The sequence below is a fragment of the Staphylococcus lutrae genome, assembly GCF_002101335.1.
Taxonomy (GTDB): Bacteria; Bacillota; Bacilli; order Staphylococcales; family Staphylococcaceae; genus Staphylococcus; species Staphylococcus lutrae.
This window is the reverse complement of record NZ_CP020773.1, coordinates 1,915,879-1,933,342: the sequence shown is the minus strand read 5'-3', so window position 1 is coordinate 1,933,342 and position 17,464 is coordinate 1,915,879. Positions and strand designations below refer to the sequence as shown.

Below are 17,464 nucleotides of genomic sequence, written 5' to 3'. Positions count from 1 at the left end.
GACATACCAAACCGTCACTCGCTAAAAAACCAACTCAAATCAGGCGTTCTATCACTGCCAATTTTGGTTACAAATCGTAATGATGACATACTTTGAATACAACAAAACAAGCACATTTATAACTGATTATTCTTTTTCTTTTATAAGTGATATCCAAATACATATATACTTAATACTTAAGACAATTAGAATAGTAACAGCAAAAAACCGATTAAGTAATCATATTTTACTTTGTCGGTTTTTACAGTTTATATTAATTTTTAATACTAATACTTTTTCTCTCTTTTGGACAAATACAAAAAAACAACTAGGAATACAAAAGAGTAAATTATTAAAGTAAGAACACTGGCCCAAGAAATCTGATTTCCCGCAACGATATCCCAACCCAATTTAGCATAATTGTATGACGGTAGTGTTTTCGCAAAGCCTTGCATATTAGAAGGCATTGCTGCTACAGGCATCCAAAGCCCTCCTAAAAATGATAAAATAAGGTACACAATAGTTCCAACAGATTGTGCGATAGATCCCAATTGTCCTATAATCAATGCTAAAAATAGGAATACAAAACTTCCTATATTTAATGCTAAAGTGACGTAAAAAACTTTAGTTAACTCTATATGTACACCATTCCAAAAGTATGCAATAACAAACATTAGTATTGTAAAAAGTATTGAAATTAATAAGTAAGTAAATAAATGACTTATCAAATAATAACTTGTTTTAATCGGTGATACCTTTAGATAATTATACCAATTATCTTTTTTTTCACTAGCAACACGAGTTCCTAATAAATTAATAGCATTTCCCATTATACCAAATGAAATTAGTGAAATTAGTGAATACTCTACCCAACTCGTACCATCAATATTGGCATTTTTAGGAAATATTTCAGAATAAATAATATAAAAAATAGTTGGTAATAATATGATTAAACAAACATACTTAAAGTCTCTGAAATTTCTTTTAACATTTAATTGTATCAAGAATAATAATTGTTTACTTTTTATCATCATTTATAATCCCCCTAAATATTTTATTTATTGTTATTTCTTCTTTTTTAAAAAACATGTTTAACTCAGGAGATTTCTTTATCAATTCTTGATATTGTGAATAAGAAAAATATAAAGTATCATCTTCGATTATCTTTGCCAAATTTTCGATATCGCATATGTCAATATTCATTAAGTGCTTCTTGTCCAAAAGAAATAGTGGATCCTTTTTCGCTAATAGTACATCTTTATTTTTATCGAGTACTATTTTTCCTTTGTTTAAAATGACAATTCTATTAGTAAACCTTTCTATTTCATCAAAGTCATGACTTATAAGTAAGATAGTTAAATTTGAGTTTTCCACTTTATTTTTAATATTACTCCAAAATTTTTCTTTTGATAAAATGTCCATACCTACAGTAGGTTCATCAAGAATAAGCAATAAAGGGTCATTCGAAATTGCTGCTGCATATTGCAACCTTCTTTGCTGTCCTCCAGATAATTGGGAGCAATAATGATGTTAGACTCATTAACGGACACAGCGAATTGATAATAAATAGTTTATAATAATATTATTAATTTACGGGAGTGTCTGTCATGACTAAGAGAAGATATGATCATAACTTTAAGATGGAAGCAATAAAACTGGTTGAATCAGGTAGAAAAGCGACTGAGGTCTCAAGAGACCTTGATATACCGATACAAACACTTACAAAATGGCTGAGTAAGTATCGTGAAGGTGGCGAAGCATCTTTTGTTGGTAGCGGTAAATTAACACCAGTAAAACAAACAGAAGTCGAATTACAAAAGCGACTTAAGGAACTTGAAGAAGAGAATCGAATATTAAAAAAGGCTATGCACATCTTTGCCAAAGACCAGAAATAATTTATGAATTTATATATCAACACCGGCACGAATTTCGTGTGACTAAGATGTGCAAAGTATTAGGTGTTTCAAAAAGTGGATATTATGATTGGAAAAAACGTCCAGCTTCATCACAACAAAAGAGACGTGATAGATTAAAAAAGGAAATCTATAAAGTTTATATTGGAAGTCAAAAAAGGTACGGCAGTCCAAAAATCACAAAGGAACTGATGAAAGAAGGAATAAAGGTTTCACAGCGTACAGTAACAAGATTGATGAAAGAAATGGGTATCAGATCAATCACAAAGAAGAAATATAAAGCAACAACAGATTCTAAACACAATCTACCAATATATCCGAATTTACTAAACCAACGATTTAAAGTTGAAAAGCCAGGTGTGGTATGGGTATCAGATATTACCTATATTTATACACGGGAAGGATGGGTGTATCTCGCAACAGTGATGGATTTATTCTCAAGAAGAATAATAGGTTGGTCAATGTCGAACAGAATGACGAAAGATTTAGTGATTTCAGCACTAGAAAGAGCATTTACTGCACAGAAGCCAACAGCAGGTTTAATACACCATTCTGATAGAGGAAGTCAATATGCCTCAATAGAATATCAAAATATATTAAGAGAAAACGAAATAATAACGAGTATGAGTCGGAAGGGAAATTGTTATGACAATGCGTGTATAGAGTCATTTCACAGTATAATAAAGAAAGAACTCATTCATCATTGTAATTTTCAAACGCGTAATGAGGCAATGTTTAGTATTATAGAATATATTGTGACATTCTATAATTCCAAAAGAATTCATTCAACACTAAATTATCTAAGTCCACTTGAATTTGAAAAAATGTTTTCATAAAATGACCTGTTTAAAAATGAACTTATATGATTTAATAAGTTTATTTTTGAATAGGAAACCGAGCAGAGCGAGGTAAAATTATAAATTCACTGTGTCCGATTTCTTGACACAAATCCAGACCTCTTCTATCAATTGATGTCACTCAGGTATGAAATGAAATCCACAATCATAACGACGAATATCCCATTTTCTAGTTGGGGAGACTCATTTAGTAACAAGATAGCGTCAGCAGCCATTATTGATAGACTTATTCACCATTCAAAAATATTTAAAATTACAGGCGATTCATACCGACTTAAAGACTATAAAAGTGAAAAAAGTTTAAACATACGTCATTCTTAAACCGCCAAAAAACGACATTTTCAAACCGCCATAAAACAACATTTTCAAACCGCTATTGACACTAACCAATCATTTAGATTGTCTAAAGATATTTTTAACTTCTCTTCTAATGGTTTTTGTCTTATTAATGATAATAATTGACTAACGTCGTACTTTTGCAAAGCTAATTCTTGATGAATTTCAGAATCCGCCAATTGAATATCATTATCACTTATATTATTTAAGTACTTATCAATACACAAATTTTCTAAAGGGGTTTTTTCACTAATTATTATTTTTATAAAATTTCTATTAGAGCATCCATCAATGACAATAATATTATCGCGCTTCATTTTGTGAATAAGTATATGTTCAAGTATATGCATATACGATAAATCCTCTTCTGATTCAAACCTTATATATATCGATGTGTGACTAAAAAGTTTACTCCTTTTAAAAAATATTGTTTTTCTAGGCATTATAGTTCCTCCACATCTTTAGTGATAAATAAACAATTAATTAAACTTTCATTCTTTCCGTCTACACCTAGTAAAGTTTCAACTTTAAAATCATCCGTACCTCCCATATATGTACTCACCAAATTATATTCAGTAGCCATTAAGGATATATTTTGTGCCATTGCGCCTGCTTCTATTAGCATATATCTATATGCTCTATCATCATATTTAAATGTAGATCGTTTAAATATAGTTGTGATAAAAAATATAATAGACGGTTTTCCCATATTTTGAAACATCATTATATAATTTGAAATATTGAATAATTCTGAATTCGAACTTATTAAGCTTAAAGAATGATTATCAGAACTATAATGATATAAACCTTTTGGCAATTCTTCATAATCGTCAAATACAATACCATATAACTCTAATGGGTACAATGCACCTGCTGATGGAATAACTCGTGTATTTTTCTTATTTTTACCATATCCTGACCAAAATAAATTAGATATTATGTCAAATGTAATTCTCGAATTAGTGGTTGGTATCTTAACTTGTGACCTTCTATTATTAAGTAAATTAAATAAACACTTTTTACTTGGACCCTTCAAATTAAAGCTCTGTTGAAAAATATAATGTTTTTCTGGATTTATTGAAGATTTTATAAAATTCCGACTATTCAAAAGAGTTCGAGACTTATACATATTTCTCATTAAATAACCTTTACTGTGCTTAGTATTTTGATGAAATTCTTGAAAAAGAATTGCGTTTTGGCCTATTAAACCTGTATAATAATTACTTATCATTGTTGATTTAAAATCTTCCATATTTTCCTCCGTCAATTTCATTATGGAAAAGGATGTGGTACAATTGGTTGATTATTTTTTAATTCTTCTTTAATTCTTATTCCTCTAGAAATTAAATTATCATCAATTTCTTCTAATCTTTTATGTTTTAATACTTTTATGAAGTTAGGTTCAATATCAAGCATATTGGGTATTATAGTTTTCCCAACTAACCAATTAGTTCGTTTTAATTCTTTTGAAGTAACATCCACATAATATACATCCTTTTTTATTTTTTTCATTTCATTTAAAAGTTGTTCATAAATTTCTTTATCATCTTTTTCCATTACTTCTTCATTTATATTAAACTCTTTATTTTCTTTATCTAAAAAATATAAATGTTTACACATATTATCGTTGAAATATAATATTGAATGATCTTGATAATCATTAATGTTATCGAAATTATCTATTCTGATTCTTTCTTTATTAAAAACCACTGCAGCATAACCTATAATACTTTGTGTCAATTCTAACAGTGTTTTTTTACAAGCTTCAATCCAAGTATGTCTAACGCATGCAGCAACAACACATCCACCATTTTGGAACTCTGCCACACCAAATACTGCTGGAACATTCCAATCTAACTCCATTTTGTATAATCTAAATTTTATATTCGAGCACTTAATATAATTATCAAAATATTTTTTTAATATCGTATTTGCTTCAATTGATATTCTCTTGCATGGCAATTGCCTTCTCCAAATATACTGAAAAGCGTCGCGCTCTAACACCTCAGAAATTCCTTTCCACATACACTGGTATTGGTTTTCACCACACGCAGCTCCTGTAGCAGTTGTTATCCATCTATTAGTTTTATTACTTCGATAGGTTAAATAAATAGCATCGACAGGTAATGCAACTATTTTGTTATTTACGCAATCTAAACACTCTTTCCATTTATAGTCATCATAATTATTGCTAGCTTCACTATTTAGATATGAAGGATCAATTTTCTTGATACCTTCTTTTATAACTTCTAAATTGTTTGGATGTAAGCAAGAGTATCTTTCAATATATTCACCTACAGCAGAGTTCTCTGCATTTTCAGGTGTTATTCCCGCCCCACTAGCATTAAATCCGGCAGTTGAATAATTCCCCCCAAATGCCATTTTGACATAAACCTTTGGCAAACCATAATAAGTAGGAAAACTATAAATATTTTTTATCAATCCATATTTTTCATCAATAAATAATGAGGAATCTACTTTATTACAATTCATTTATAACTTCACCTCAAAAACACTATTATCATATTCGGAATCAGGGAAACAATTCTTACATTTTGTACTTTTCAGTAAATTATGTTCTCTCCAAGAACTATTCATAAAAGAGTATTCCATGATTTTTTGTGCAATTTCATTTTCAATAATCACGTCATTACTTTGCAAAATCCTTTTAAAAATAATTGTATTAACATAAGAAAATCCTAATTCTAATAATTCATCTAATACAAATTCCCTACTGTCTATATCAGAATTATTAAATAATTTTAATATGTCTCCATAATAGTTATTATCAGTTTCCCTTATGATTTTACACTCTAAACATGAAGTTACTCTCGGAATGGTGTATGGACCTATAACAAATGATAAATCTTCGTATACTAAAGATATATAAGGTTTATTTAATTTAGATAAATATTCATTTAAAATAAGTTGCTTATTTCTGTTGAATTTTCTGATTATTATTAAACCAATATCAAAATTACCTTTATCATTATTTAAATTGATCATTTTTTTTCGCATAGGAGTATTTAGAAATATATTTCTCAACTAAGTCTGCATCTCCACATACACCGATGATATTATTTTCTATAGTATTTATTGAAATATTTATATTCTTCGCTCTTAATAAATGTTCTGTATTTTCGGATTTTTCCAAACCGTGATTTTGTCTTAATAATTCATATATTTGCTTCTTATAAAGTTTATCATCAAAATTTAAATCTCCATTTTTAATTTCTTGGATAATTGATAAAACTTTACTTTTGCTTAATCCATGAATTTCAAATATACTCTTGGCTATTTTTAAATAAATACGGTTATCCTTTGATACTACGTCAATATCTGTTCTCATTAAAAATCCCCTCAAATTTAAGATGGGGCTGGGACACAGACCTTCAGTTCCATTAAGAAAAAGCCGTCAAAAATTCATTTTTTAGAATTTGACGGCTTTTTTCTTAATTAGCGAACGAAAACTAGCACTAATTTTGGCCAGTTTTCATATATTTACTGCCATGAGTGCGATGCCAAGTTCACATTCAACTTTTGATTGAGTGCGAACCGATAATCTTTGGAAACCCAAATTAGCCTTCAGATTTCCAAAAGTTGATTCAACATCTATCTTTCTCTTTTGATAAATGTGTTTTTTCTTTGGATCTGAAAGCTGCTTATTTGTGAAAGCTTTAAAATAGTCCCAAGTTAGATTTTTAAATAAGCTTTTATTTGTGTTGGGGTGAGTACTTTGTTTCATACATTGACTTCGTAATGGACAGCCCACACACTCTTCACATGCATATCATTTAAAATCTCTTTGAATACCGTATCCGTCTCTTCTCTTTCTGTAACTTCGAAAATGTAATGTCTTCTTATTCGGACATATGTAATAATCTTCTATCTCGTTGTATTCCCAGTTAGCAGTAATAAATGGATTGTTTTTATATTTACGCTGCTTCTCTTTGAGATACATACTATAAGTGATCAAAGGTGTTTTCTCAAATTTATCTAGTATCATGGTATAGTTGTATTCACTTCCGTAACCTGCATCTGCCACGATATACTCCGGAATGTCACCATATAATTCTTTCATTTCATTCAAAAACGGCTCCAGTGTTCTCGTATCTCCTGGTTTATTATACACGCCGTAGGCTAGTATAAATTGATTATTTGTTGCTATTTGTAAGTTATAACCTGGTTTTAATTGTCCATTTTTCATGTGGTCATCTTTCATTCTCATAAATGTCGCATCATGATCAGTCTTAGAATAACTTTTTCTGTCGCCATAAATTTCCATTTGTTTGTCATATTTTAATTTACGGTCTTTAAAATCTTGGACGGCTTTCTTACTTTGTCTCACCTTACTTCTTTCTTTTCTAAGGCTTTTTCTTGTTTTTACATCTTGAGTCGTTTCAATTTCAGACGTGAGCGCATCATCTTTAAAACCTAAATGCGTCTCTATTTGATTCAGTTCTTCACTTGTTAATTCATGCCCAGATTCACGCTTGATTTCAGGAATAATCTCTTCAGAAACGAGTTGCTCATATAATGCCGTAGATTTTTCAATGACAGACTGACTAAAACGCTTCGTATTAGCTAGCCATTGGAATGTGTACTTATTCGCATTTGCTTCTATTTTTGTGCCATCAATATAAATGACATCCTCTGTAATGAGTTTATCTTCTAATAATTGTGCTCTTAAACCGACAAATAAAATATGTAGAAATTTCATCATATGGGGGTTCACTCTAAAGCGATTGATTGTTCTATAAGTTGGCGTTTGGCCTTGCGCAAGCCACATCATTCGGCAACTATCTTTTAAAAGGTGTTCGATTCTTCGGCCTGAAAAAACAGAATGAGTATAACCATACAGTATGATTTTTAACATCATTTTGGGGTGGTATGATGAAGGACCTCTTTGGCTATAATATGGATTAAAAGCTTCTTGGGGAATAGATTCTACCAGCTTGTTGATAATGAATACGATATCATTTTCTGGAAAAGACATCTCAGTTTCTATTGGAAGTGTAAGTTGAAACATGTTATAATTTTTGTACATATAAAGCACCCCTGTCTATTATTTTTGTGGTTATTAATAATTATACGGGAAGTGCTTTATTTTTTTAAGTCATATCTAAAAAGAGCTCTGATTAAATGTTTTTTGACATCTAATCAGAGCTTTTTTAACAAACTAGGGGGATTATGTCCCACCCCCTTTTTCAAATTAACAACAGCAACAACATGGACAGCAACATAATGTTACATTCCAATTCATTTGTTCACTTGCCAAAAAGTCATCCATTTCTAGTTTACGAATTACAAATTGTTCTTCCATTTTTTTCACTACCATTAAAACTAAAATCAGAAAAAAGACTGTCTCGAAATCCTATTAATAAACCAAGTAAAAGAAATATAACTTTCCTATGGTCTTTAAATGTATTCACATAATCTTTTTTCACTTACATATTATAATACTGTAAAAGCACATTTACAATGATTATTTTCTGAAAAGTTAGAATATTTTGAATGATAAGCGAAAATACTTCTTTACTACTTTTTTAAAATTCTAAATTATAAAATAACAATCTAACGAAAACCAATTAAATTGATTTTCCATTTGAGGTTTTTGATTGAGATATATATTTATGAAAAAATGTCTTTTTGCATTATAAAAGATATTTAACTCGATTATTCAGAATTAAGAAGAAAGTACAAATGATCCAAGAACAATAAAAAAACACTACAAAACTTGTAATTTATTGGAATTAGAAAAACAAAGTAAGAGAATTACGTTAAAAAAACCACAGAAATTAGATTCATACAAAACAATAATTAACGAATGTTAGAGTTAGGCTTTACAGTAATGGACATTTATAAGTATACTGAAAAGTAAAACCCCGAAAGCAAGTAAACATATTTATAAACGTCAAATCTTTATCTTTTAATTTTGTCTTTAATATACCTTATTACCATCAAATGTATTTATAAAGTGGAAATCATTGTTTTACTGCGAAAGCGAAAGCCATTTTTAATAACTGTGTTGCTCATTCTTAATACCACAACACTCACAACCTTTAGGTTGATAAGTTAAAACCCCTTTATAAAACAATGATTGAAAGTTCTTGAAGGTTTGACATGAATACCTAAACATTCAGTGATTTTTAAATTTGATACTTTTATTCTGATCATTTTTGATATATCATTATACATAGGCACGAATATCTCTCCTTAATTTGTTGGTTTAGTCACTTACAATTATAGAGATATTTGTGCTATTTTTGTATTTAAAACAAAAATAACGGTCAGTGATAAACTCACCAACCGTTAAAAGTATCAGGCATATTTTTTGAACACTATATCATTATCCGAGTTACGTTAAACAGATAGATTTTCCAATATAAAAAACGCCGTGTTTCGACACGGCGCTAAACAAAGGGGATGGGAGAAATTTTTCACTTCAAACAAAGGGGTATGTTTGTAATGTGATTAATTTCATGCTCATAATATATCATGTGTGTCACGTTGTTTCAACCCATTTCAATCCTAAAAGTAAAACTTTCACAAATCCGACATATTGTAAACGGATTCAATCTTATCAAGCTTTCATTAATTTTTCAAAAGTATCTAATTTTTGTTCAAACACTTTACACGCATCTTCAATTGGTTCTGGAGTCGTCATATCAACACCTGCATTTTTCAAAATTTCTATTGGATAATTCGAACTTCCTTTTTTCAAAAATTCATTGATATAACGTTCTACTGCAGGTTGACCTTCTGTTAAAATTTGATGACTCAAACTTTGCGCAGCACTGTAACCTGTCGCATATTGATAAACGTAATAGTTCATATAAAAATGCGGAATGCGTGACCATTCTTTACTAATATTTTCATCTGTTTCCACTGTGTCGCCAAAATATTGACGATTTAATGCTGCATATTCTTCATTCATACGCGTTGCGGTTAAAGGCTCTCCCGCTTCTTCAATTTGATGAATTTTATGTTCAAACTCTGCAAACATCGTCTGACGGAATAATGTCGCACGGAATCGCTCTAATTCTTGGTTGAGTAACAATAAGCGACGTTTGTCATCCAAATGCTGATCCATATAATGACTCAACAACGCTTCATTACATGTTGATGCCACTTCCGCAACAAAAATAGAGTAATCACTCATATTGGACGGTTGATTTTTACGACTGAAGTAACTATGCGCTGAATGTCCAAATTCATGAACAAGTGTATACAAGTCAGAAACAGTATCCGACCAGTTCAATAAAATAAATGGGTTCGTTTGATGTGCACCTGATGAATATGCGCCTGAACGTTTACCTTTATTTTCATAAACGTCAACCCATCTGTTGTCTAGCCCTTCTTTGATCACGTTTAAATATTCTTCGCCCATTGGTGCTAAACCTTTCAACATCCACTCTACGGCTTCATCATATGGCATCTCAAATTGGATATCTTTTACCATTGGTGTATACATATCGTACATTTTCAATTCATCTACACCGAGTAATTCTTTTCGCAATTGAGTATAACGATGTAATAGCGGTAGATATTTATGTACGGTTTTAACTAAGTTGTCATACACTTCTTCTGGGATATGGTTGTTGCTTAATGCTTGTCCACGTGCACTTTTATAATTATGAGAACGTGCATTAAATACATGCTTCTTCACTTCACCTGCTAATGTTGCAGCGAGTGTATTATTATAGCTCCCATAAGCTTTATACATTTCATTATAAGCAGATTGGCGTAACACACGATCATCTGACTCTAAATATTTAATAAAAGTCCCTTGTGTTAATGGATGCGTTTTTCCATCTTTGTCAGTCACATCTTCAAATGTTAAATCTGCATTATCAAACATACTAAACACATTGCTAGGTGTTGAAAGTGCGTCCTGCACTTCAGCTAACAATTTTTCTTTATCTGCATCTAATACATGAGGTCGTTTTTGATTAATTAATTGTAAATCAAATTCAAAACGTTTTAATCCTTCATGCTCAGCTACAAAAGATTCAATTGTTTTTTCATCAATTTGCAATAATTCAGGCACTAGGAAACTCCATGTTGAACTGAGTTTAATTGCTAATTGATGTGCACGTGCTTCAAAACCTGTATATTTGTCATTTGCTGTATCTTGATCCTGTTTTAAATGCGCATAGACATAGACTGTTTCTAACTCTGTTTCAACCTCGTCTTCTAATGCAAGTGCTTGAAATAATGTTTCAGCACTATCGCCTAAATGACCTTTGAATTGTTCTTCTTTACCAAGATAGCTTTCTACCTTTTTAAAAGCCTGTTCCCATGCTTCATCGTTCTCAAAAATGGTTGTTAAATCCCATGAATATTCAGGATATTTTTGTTCTTGTGCTTCTCTAGTCAATTGTTGACTCATATGATCTCCTCCTCATGATGAATGTGATAAGACTATTTTCTCATTTTTCTCACAATAATGCACCTCATTCAACTATAAATGTAGTAATTTTAAATAACGTTGGATCACTTGATGGATGATTTGCCTTTTATCATACCCTTCAATTGCAAAGTAACGCCATTTTATCTTCTCGTATAAAGCGGGCTCGATCTGTTGCTTTGTTTGAAGTGCGCTTAGCATGACGAGTTGCCACAAGACAGGATGTGTTTGAATATAAAGCTGCTCAGGAAATAAATATCCTGTTAATTTTGTGACTTGAATATCGGTTAACCGCATTTGATACATTAATGACAATGTTGTATCCAAAACACTATTTTTGCGGCGACATTGTTGGATATAATTCAATATTTGAGATGTTGATAACTTTCTGATTTCACAGCTTTGCGTCGGCATAGCTTCCAAATGCGCGCCAAACTTTGAAATCGGGATCATGGCTGATTGTACATGAAACGTATTGTGTGACAATGGAATGAGTCCTGATAAACAAATGAGCTGAAACTGTATCGTGTCAATACAGTACAACGTGCGATGTGACGGGATAATGCACTGTTGTTGTAATTGTGATAAGCAATATTGCCCGTTCCTTTGACGCGGCTGACTTGTTAACCAGATTACTTGATAGCCCGCGTCTCGCAAACCGCGCGTCCTTTCACGCAACTTTCTAATACCAATTGGGCTGAACTGAATTTCAATCGCCCATTTTTTAAATATAATGTCAGGGATTTGTGCCACTTCGCTCAGATAAGGTTCCAACTTGACGTGACTGTCTATCGTTTGAAGCTTTTGATAGAGCATCGATTTACATTGACGATGTTGTATGGATTCTCCTTTATGATGTACATGTGCTTGTCCATGATGAAAATGTGCAAAATGTGGCGCCTTACGTATACCTGTTTTCAAAATCAAAGGCGCCTTGCACACTGGACAGTAGTAGCGTTCTTTTTTATTGGCATGGCTCGCAAAAATTTGTTCTAATTGCGCATTATAAGCTGTTAACATTGTTTCACCTCAATCACATACACGCATATGAATCAATGATTACTTTTAAAATGCATAATAAAATGATAAACACGAATGAATCTATGTCTCACTTGTTCAACCTTGCTTTATCAATGACATGAGATATCAGATAGAGGATAACTTGATCTCCTTTGTATCATTATGGTTGCCACGCGCCTCTCCTCGTCTTTCCATTCAGCCTCACACATCCAAAAACCTCATAATAAAAAGAGGTAGCGCTATTAAAGCACTCCCCCTCTTTTATTACTCACAGCACGATTCAATTATTGGGCATCTGAAAAGTAACGCGTCACTTGTGCCATCACATTATGACTCATTACAATTTTGCCGTAGTCATTTAAATAAATTTCAGTTTTATCACTTGGTGCTGCGAATTCTAGAATCTGTCCATAAAAATCATGAATCAACGTTTCAGAAACCGCTTCATCAAAATGCACAACATAATAATATTGATTATCCAGCATATAAAGCAAATCTTCAAATTGTGTGACTTGTTGATCATTGCGATGTGCATAAGCAATCACATTTTCTAAATCTTCAAATTTAAAGAGCGCTGTTCGTGTTGTCTCATGCTGTTTATGAGAACGTTTACGATATGAAGGCGCCTCTGCCACTTTCTGACTTTCTGATGTTTCTTCGTCTTTTAATGACTGTGATAACAATTCGTTCAATTGACTATCGAATTCATCAAATGCACGCTCTTCCTCTGACATCTGCATTAAATCTTCATTTTTTGATTTGGAAATTGTGACTTCCACACCTTTCTCAAAGGCATGAACTTGAATCCATAGCGGCCCTTCAACGACGAAATCTTCTTCTTCATTGACTTCTTCCATTACTGACCAAAAAAATTCTTCACCGCGTTTACGGTTTGTCCACAGGTCTTCACGTTTAAATCCGCGCGCTTCTATATCTGTATACGTAATAAAAAGCTTTACTGTCATGTCATCAATGCGTTCTATTCTCATATCATCTCACTCCTTACAGTCGATGAATAGTAATCCTATTGTATTAAACAACTTGTAAAAACTCAATCTATTTGTCTGTATGATGATGTTGTAAAACATATCCATTTTTTTAATACGGTACTGTTAATCTTATACCCTGTTGGTACATCATTTCAACGTGAATATCGTCATTTTTATAAATAATAAAATCGGTTGACTTACACGCGCATTGCACATCCTATTAGGCGTATGTTCTCATCAAATCACAAAAGAAGTTTTATACTATCCCGGCCTATGCACGTGGGAAAACACCCTTTAATCATCAAACCAATGACATGATTGCGCATTTTTAAAGTGACACGCATAACATCTCATCATTTTCATGCCTAACCTTTCATCAACCTCTCCTTTTTGAAACACCCTCACACACACAAAAAGGACTGGAACGTCTTTTGTTCTAGTCCTTTTTATTTTCGTTTTACCGTTCATTGCAGTAAAATCAATATCATTAATCCACCATACGTTGCGCTTCTTGCAATTGGAACGTACGAACTTTGCGAGGTAAGAAACGACGGATTTCGTCTTCATTGTAACCCACTTGTAGTCGTTTATCATCTAGAATGATTGGTCGACGTAAAATACCAGGGTTTTCTTGAATGATTGTATATAAATCTTGAAGTGGTAATGAATCGATATCCACGTTGATTTTCTGATAAGTTTTAGAACGTGTTGAGATAATTTCATCCGTTCCATCTTCAGTCATTTTTAAAATTTGTTTAATTTCATCTAAAGTTAAATGTTCAGAAAAAATATTTCGCTCCGTATACGGAATGTCATGTTCTTGTAACCATGCTTTCGCTTTACGGCAAGATGTGCAACTTGGTGAAGTAAATAATGTTACCATACATCTCACTCTCCTCAATTAATGAAAATGAATTCATTGTAATTTAACGTTTCAAGTTTGACTGCTTCATAGACGTTCAAACAATGCAAATCTTTACTTTCTCGTATCTAACGTTATGTTTCTATTATACACCTTTAACATTAAAATTAAATGAGAAAAATACAAAATAATTCAATGATTGCAATAATCAGACTTTAGTATGATTTTTCCAATGTGTGATGTAGGTTTTTATAGGAACATCCCTTACAAACTTTGAAAATACTGTTACAATAGAAATACATATAAACATGACAGAAAGTAGGCTAATTAATATGAAAACATTATTCTCAGGTATTCAACCTAGTGGTATCCCAACAATTGGCAATTACATTGGGGCATTAAAACAATTTAATGAAATTCAAGATGACTATGATTGTTATTTTTGTATCGTTGATCAACATGCCATTACTGTACCACAAGATCGCTTGAAATTGAGAAAACAAATTCGTCAGCTTGCAGCCATTTACCTTGCATCAGGTCTAAATCCCGAGAAAGTCACACTTTTTATTCAGTCCGAAGTACCTGCTCATGTTCAAGCAGGTTGGATGCTCACAACGATATCTTCTATCGGTGAGCTTGAACGGATGACTCAGTTTAAAGATAAAGCGCAAAAGCAGAGTGAAGGCATCCCTGCTGGCTTACTCACATACCCACCACTCATGGCAGCAGATATCATTCTATATAATACTGAAATTGTACCCGTTGGTGAAGATCAAAAACAACATATCGAACTCACACGTAACTTAGTCGATCGCTTTAATAGTCGTTATAATGATATTTTAGTAAAGCCCGAAATTCAAATGCCTAAAGTCGGTGGTCGCGTAATGAGTTTACAGGATCCGACTAAGAAAATGAGTAAAAGTGACGATAATACTAAAAACTTTATTTCTCTTTTAGATGATCCAAAAGCGGCAGCTAAAAAGATTAAAAGTGCAGTTACTGATTCAGATGGTATCATTCAATTTGATAAAGAAAACAAACCTGGAATCTCTAATCTTCTGACGATTTATTCAAGCTTAACAGATGAATCTATCACATCATTAGAATCTCGTTATGCGAATGAAGGTTATGGGACATTTAAAGCGGATTTAGCAACTGTCGTTGAAAACTTTTTAACTGATTTCCAAGAAAAATATAATGCTTTTTATGAATCGGAAGCATTAGATACAGTCTTAGATCAAGGCCGTGAAAAAGCACATCGCGTCTCATCTAAAACATTGAAAAAAATGGAAAAAGCGATGGGCTTAGGTCGTAAGCGATAAAAAGCACAGTTAGACTTGCATATTTTTTATATCAAAGACAAAAGCGCGTGCCCGTGTAGTCATTTCACTACACGGGCACGCGCTTTATTTTCTTTAAAACTCATTATTTCTCTTTCTTTTTCCCAGTTTCTCTATCGATACTTTTATCGATATAAGCATATTTCAACGATGTGTCACCACCGATGTTATGATATTGTAAATTTTTCACTTGTGGGTTCGTTAAATGAGACTCCCCTTTCTGATAAATCGGTGCAATCGGTGCTTCATTTAACAATAGTTCTTCCGCTTCTACCAATATGCGGTTGCGTTGATCAACATCTTTCAATAACGGGCCATTCGCCTCTTTAATTTTTTGGTCATAAATTTTGTTACTCCAACCCGTGTTGTTCGACGCATTTCCTGTTGTCATAATATCAAGGAACGTCATCGCATCTGGATAATCTGGTCCCCATCCTGAAATTGAAATATCATAATCTCCACCATGTTCACGTGCAATACGTTGTTTAAATGGCAATTGTTGAATTTTCACTGTTACACCCGGCAAATTCTTTTCAATTTGTGCTTTAATAAATTCAGCTGAAATTTTATTTGATGGTGTATCATCTGTATTCATTGTAAAGGTAAATTCTTCTTGACCTAACGCTTGTTGCGCTTTTTTGAAGTGTGCTTTTGCTTCTTCAGGCTGATACTTCAGCGGCGATTTAATCTGATCCGCATAGTCTTTACCGCTTGGATCTTTCGCTGTATCTTTTGATGTGAAACCATCACTAGGTTGAGAACCATTGTTTAATACCGAATCCACATAAGCATTTTTATTTATGGCTTGTGCAAATGCTAGGCGTAAATCTTTATTTTTGAATGCAGGGACTTTATCTTGATTTAATTTCAAGTAAAACGTTGCCGCAAGTAAACGTTTTTTTAATGCAGGTGTACCTTTATATTTGTCCACTTGTTCAGAAGTAATCGTTGTATCATCGACTGAGCCAGTATCGTATAAAGACGCACCTGCTTGGGCATCTTTCAATACTTTGTAGTTGATTTTATCCAATTTGACTACATCTTTATCCCAATATTGGTCATTTTTAACGAGGAGTATTTTATCTTCAACTGCCCATTTTTTCACTTTAAACGGACCATTGTAGACAGATTTATCTGCTGTTGTACCGTAACGCTCACCATATTTTTTCACCACTTTTTCATTTTGTGGTAAAAACGTTCCAAATGCTAACATTTCTTTAAAATATGGAATTGGCTTATTTAATTCAAATTGTAATGTATAATCATCTAAAGCTTTTACACCGAGTTCTGATGGTTTCTTTTTACCTGTATTAATCGCTTCAGCATTTTTTAAATCATACATGATGTAGGCATATTCAGAAGCCGTATCAGGGTTTAATACACGTTGCCATGCGAAAACAAAGTCGTGCGCTGTCACTGGATCCCCATTCGACCATTTCGCATTTTTTCTCAATTCTATTGTCCATGTTTTACCGTCTTCTGAAATGTTGGGCTCCCCTTTTGCGACACCAGGTTGTGCAACATCATTTTTACCTAACGTATACAACCCTTCATAAACTTGATTAAACTTATCAAAGCTTACTGTGTCTGTGACTTTTGCAGAATCGAGCGAAGCCATGTCTTGTGGAATTACTTTTCGGAACACTTGACCTTCATCATCATAAATGCCTCCGCTATTTCCACATGCCGCCAATACAAGCACGGCTAATACTGCTGTTACAAATAATTTAAACGTATGACGCATATTCAATTGTATTT

Annotated in this window: 17 protein-coding genes; 3 read left to right on the top strand and 14 right to left on the bottom strand. The window is 32.4% G+C overall.

Annotated elements, in window-relative coordinates; translation table 11 throughout:
* Positions 1-266 precede the first annotated feature (266 nt).
* Both B5P37_RS08985 and B5P37_RS08980 read right to left on the bottom strand, forming a co-directional pair.
* Complete coding sequence (locus tag B5P37_RS08985) at positions 267-1,013, bottom strand: ABC transporter permease (RefSeq protein ID WP_244898607.1); 747 nt, start codon at positions 1,011-1,013, stop codon at positions 267-269.
* A complete protein-coding gene (locus B5P37_RS08980; RefSeq protein WP_085237897.1) occupies positions 997-1,467 on the bottom strand; it encodes an ATP-binding cassette domain-containing protein in 471 nt (156 codons plus the stop codon). Before B5P37_RS08980 ends, B5P37_RS08985 begins: the two co-directional genes overlap by 17 nt.
* Positions 1,468-1,586: 119 nt before the next feature.
* On the opposite strand from B5P37_RS08980, the gene B5P37_RS08975 reads away from it, so the two are divergent.
* Both B5P37_RS08975 and B5P37_RS08970 read left to right on the top strand, forming a co-directional pair.
* A protein-coding gene (locus B5P37_RS08975) for an IS3 family transposase (RefSeq protein WP_280521809.1) occupies positions 1,587-2,728 on the top strand; the annotation gives its coding sequence in 2 pieces (ribosomal slippage) (positions 1,587-1,845 and positions 1,845-2,728; 1,143 coding nt in all).
* A 153-nt stretch (positions 2,729-2,881) separates the two neighbouring features.
* Positions 2,882-3,070 carry an ATP-binding protein gene (locus B5P37_RS08970; RefSeq protein WP_244898606.1) on the top strand — a complete coding sequence of 63 codons (189 nt, stop codon included), beginning with the start codon at positions 2,882-2,884 and terminating at the stop codon, positions 3,068-3,070.
* Between the two features lie 44 nt (positions 3,071-3,114).
* Here B5P37_RS08970 and B5P37_RS08965 read toward each other — a convergent pair whose 3' ends face one another.
* The 11 genes from B5P37_RS08965 to spxA all read right to left on the bottom strand — a co-directional run bounded on the left by B5P37_RS08965 (position 3,115) and on the right by spxA (position 14,387).
* Entirely contained in the window at positions 3,115-3,528 is a 414-nt protein-coding gene (locus B5P37_RS08965; protein ID WP_085237896.1) for a hypothetical protein, read from the bottom strand.
* Entirely contained in the window at positions 3,528-4,337 is an 810-nt protein-coding gene (locus B5P37_RS08960) for a SagB/ThcOx family dehydrogenase (RefSeq protein WP_085237895.1), read from the bottom strand. The genes B5P37_RS08965 and B5P37_RS08960 overlap by 1 nt, the downstream gene beginning before the upstream one ends.
* Before the next feature lie 20 nt (positions 4,338-4,357).
* Complete coding sequence (locus B5P37_RS08955; protein WP_085237894.1) at positions 4,358-5,578, bottom strand: YcaO-like family protein; 1,221 nt, start codon at positions 5,576-5,578, stop codon at positions 4,358-4,360.
* A complete protein-coding gene (locus B5P37_RS08950; protein ID WP_085237893.1) occupies positions 5,579-6,091 on the bottom strand; it encodes a hypothetical protein in 513 nt (170 codons plus the stop codon). It abuts the gene before it with no gap.
* On the bottom strand, positions 6,075-6,434 hold the full coding sequence (locus B5P37_RS08945; RefSeq protein ID WP_085237892.1) for a hypothetical protein: 360 nt from the start codon (positions 6,432-6,434) through the stop codon (positions 6,075-6,077). Before B5P37_RS08945 ends, B5P37_RS08950 begins: the two co-directional genes overlap by 17 nt.
* 144 nt (positions 6,435-6,578) lie before the next feature.
* A complete protein-coding gene (locus B5P37_RS12380; RefSeq protein WP_085236924.1) occupies positions 6,579-6,830 on the bottom strand; it encodes a transposase in 252 nt (83 codons plus the stop codon).
* A gap of 45 nt (positions 6,831-6,875) precedes the next feature.
* Complete coding sequence (locus tag B5P37_RS08935; RefSeq protein WP_085237024.1) at positions 6,876-8,132, bottom strand: IS1182 family transposase; 1,257 nt, start codon at positions 8,130-8,132, stop codon at positions 6,876-6,878.
* Positions 8,133-9,668: 1,536 nt separating this feature from the next.
* Positions 9,669-11,477, bottom strand: a complete 1,809-nt coding sequence (gene pepF, locus B5P37_RS08930; protein WP_085237891.1) for an oligoendopeptidase F — start codon at positions 11,475-11,477, stop codon at positions 9,669-9,671.
* Between the two features lie 72 nt (positions 11,478-11,549).
* Entirely contained in the window at positions 11,550-12,515 is a 966-nt protein-coding gene (locus B5P37_RS08925; RefSeq protein ID WP_085237890.1) for a competence protein CoiA, read from the bottom strand.
* A gap of 284 nt (positions 12,516-12,799) precedes the next feature.
* Positions 12,800-13,504 carry an adaptor protein MecA gene (gene mecA, locus B5P37_RS08920; RefSeq protein ID WP_085237889.1) on the bottom strand — a complete coding sequence of 235 codons (705 nt, stop codon included), beginning with the start codon at positions 13,502-13,504 and terminating at the stop codon, positions 12,800-12,802.
* Positions 13,505-13,991: 487 nt separating this feature from the next.
* The gene (spxA, locus tag B5P37_RS08915) at positions 13,992-14,387 is read right to left on the bottom strand and encodes a transcriptional regulator SpxA (protein WP_085237888.1); all 396 of its coding nucleotides are present in this window, start codon (positions 14,385-14,387) and stop codon (positions 13,992-13,994) included.
* A gap of 311 nt (positions 14,388-14,698) precedes the next feature.
* Between spxA and trpS the strand changes: the two genes are divergently transcribed.
* The gene (gene trpS / locus B5P37_RS08910) at positions 14,699-15,688 is read left to right on the top strand and encodes a tryptophan--tRNA ligase (protein ID WP_085237887.1); all 990 of its coding nucleotides are present in this window, start codon (positions 14,699-14,701) and stop codon (positions 15,686-15,688) included.
* A gap of 103 nt (positions 15,689-15,791) precedes the next feature.
* On the opposite strand, the gene B5P37_RS08905 is transcribed toward trpS, so the two are convergent.
* A complete protein-coding gene (locus B5P37_RS08905) occupies positions 15,792-17,450 on the bottom strand; it encodes a peptide ABC transporter substrate-binding protein (protein ID WP_085238455.1) in 1,659 nt (552 codons plus the stop codon).
* Between the last annotated feature and the right edge of the window lie 14 nt (positions 17,451-17,464).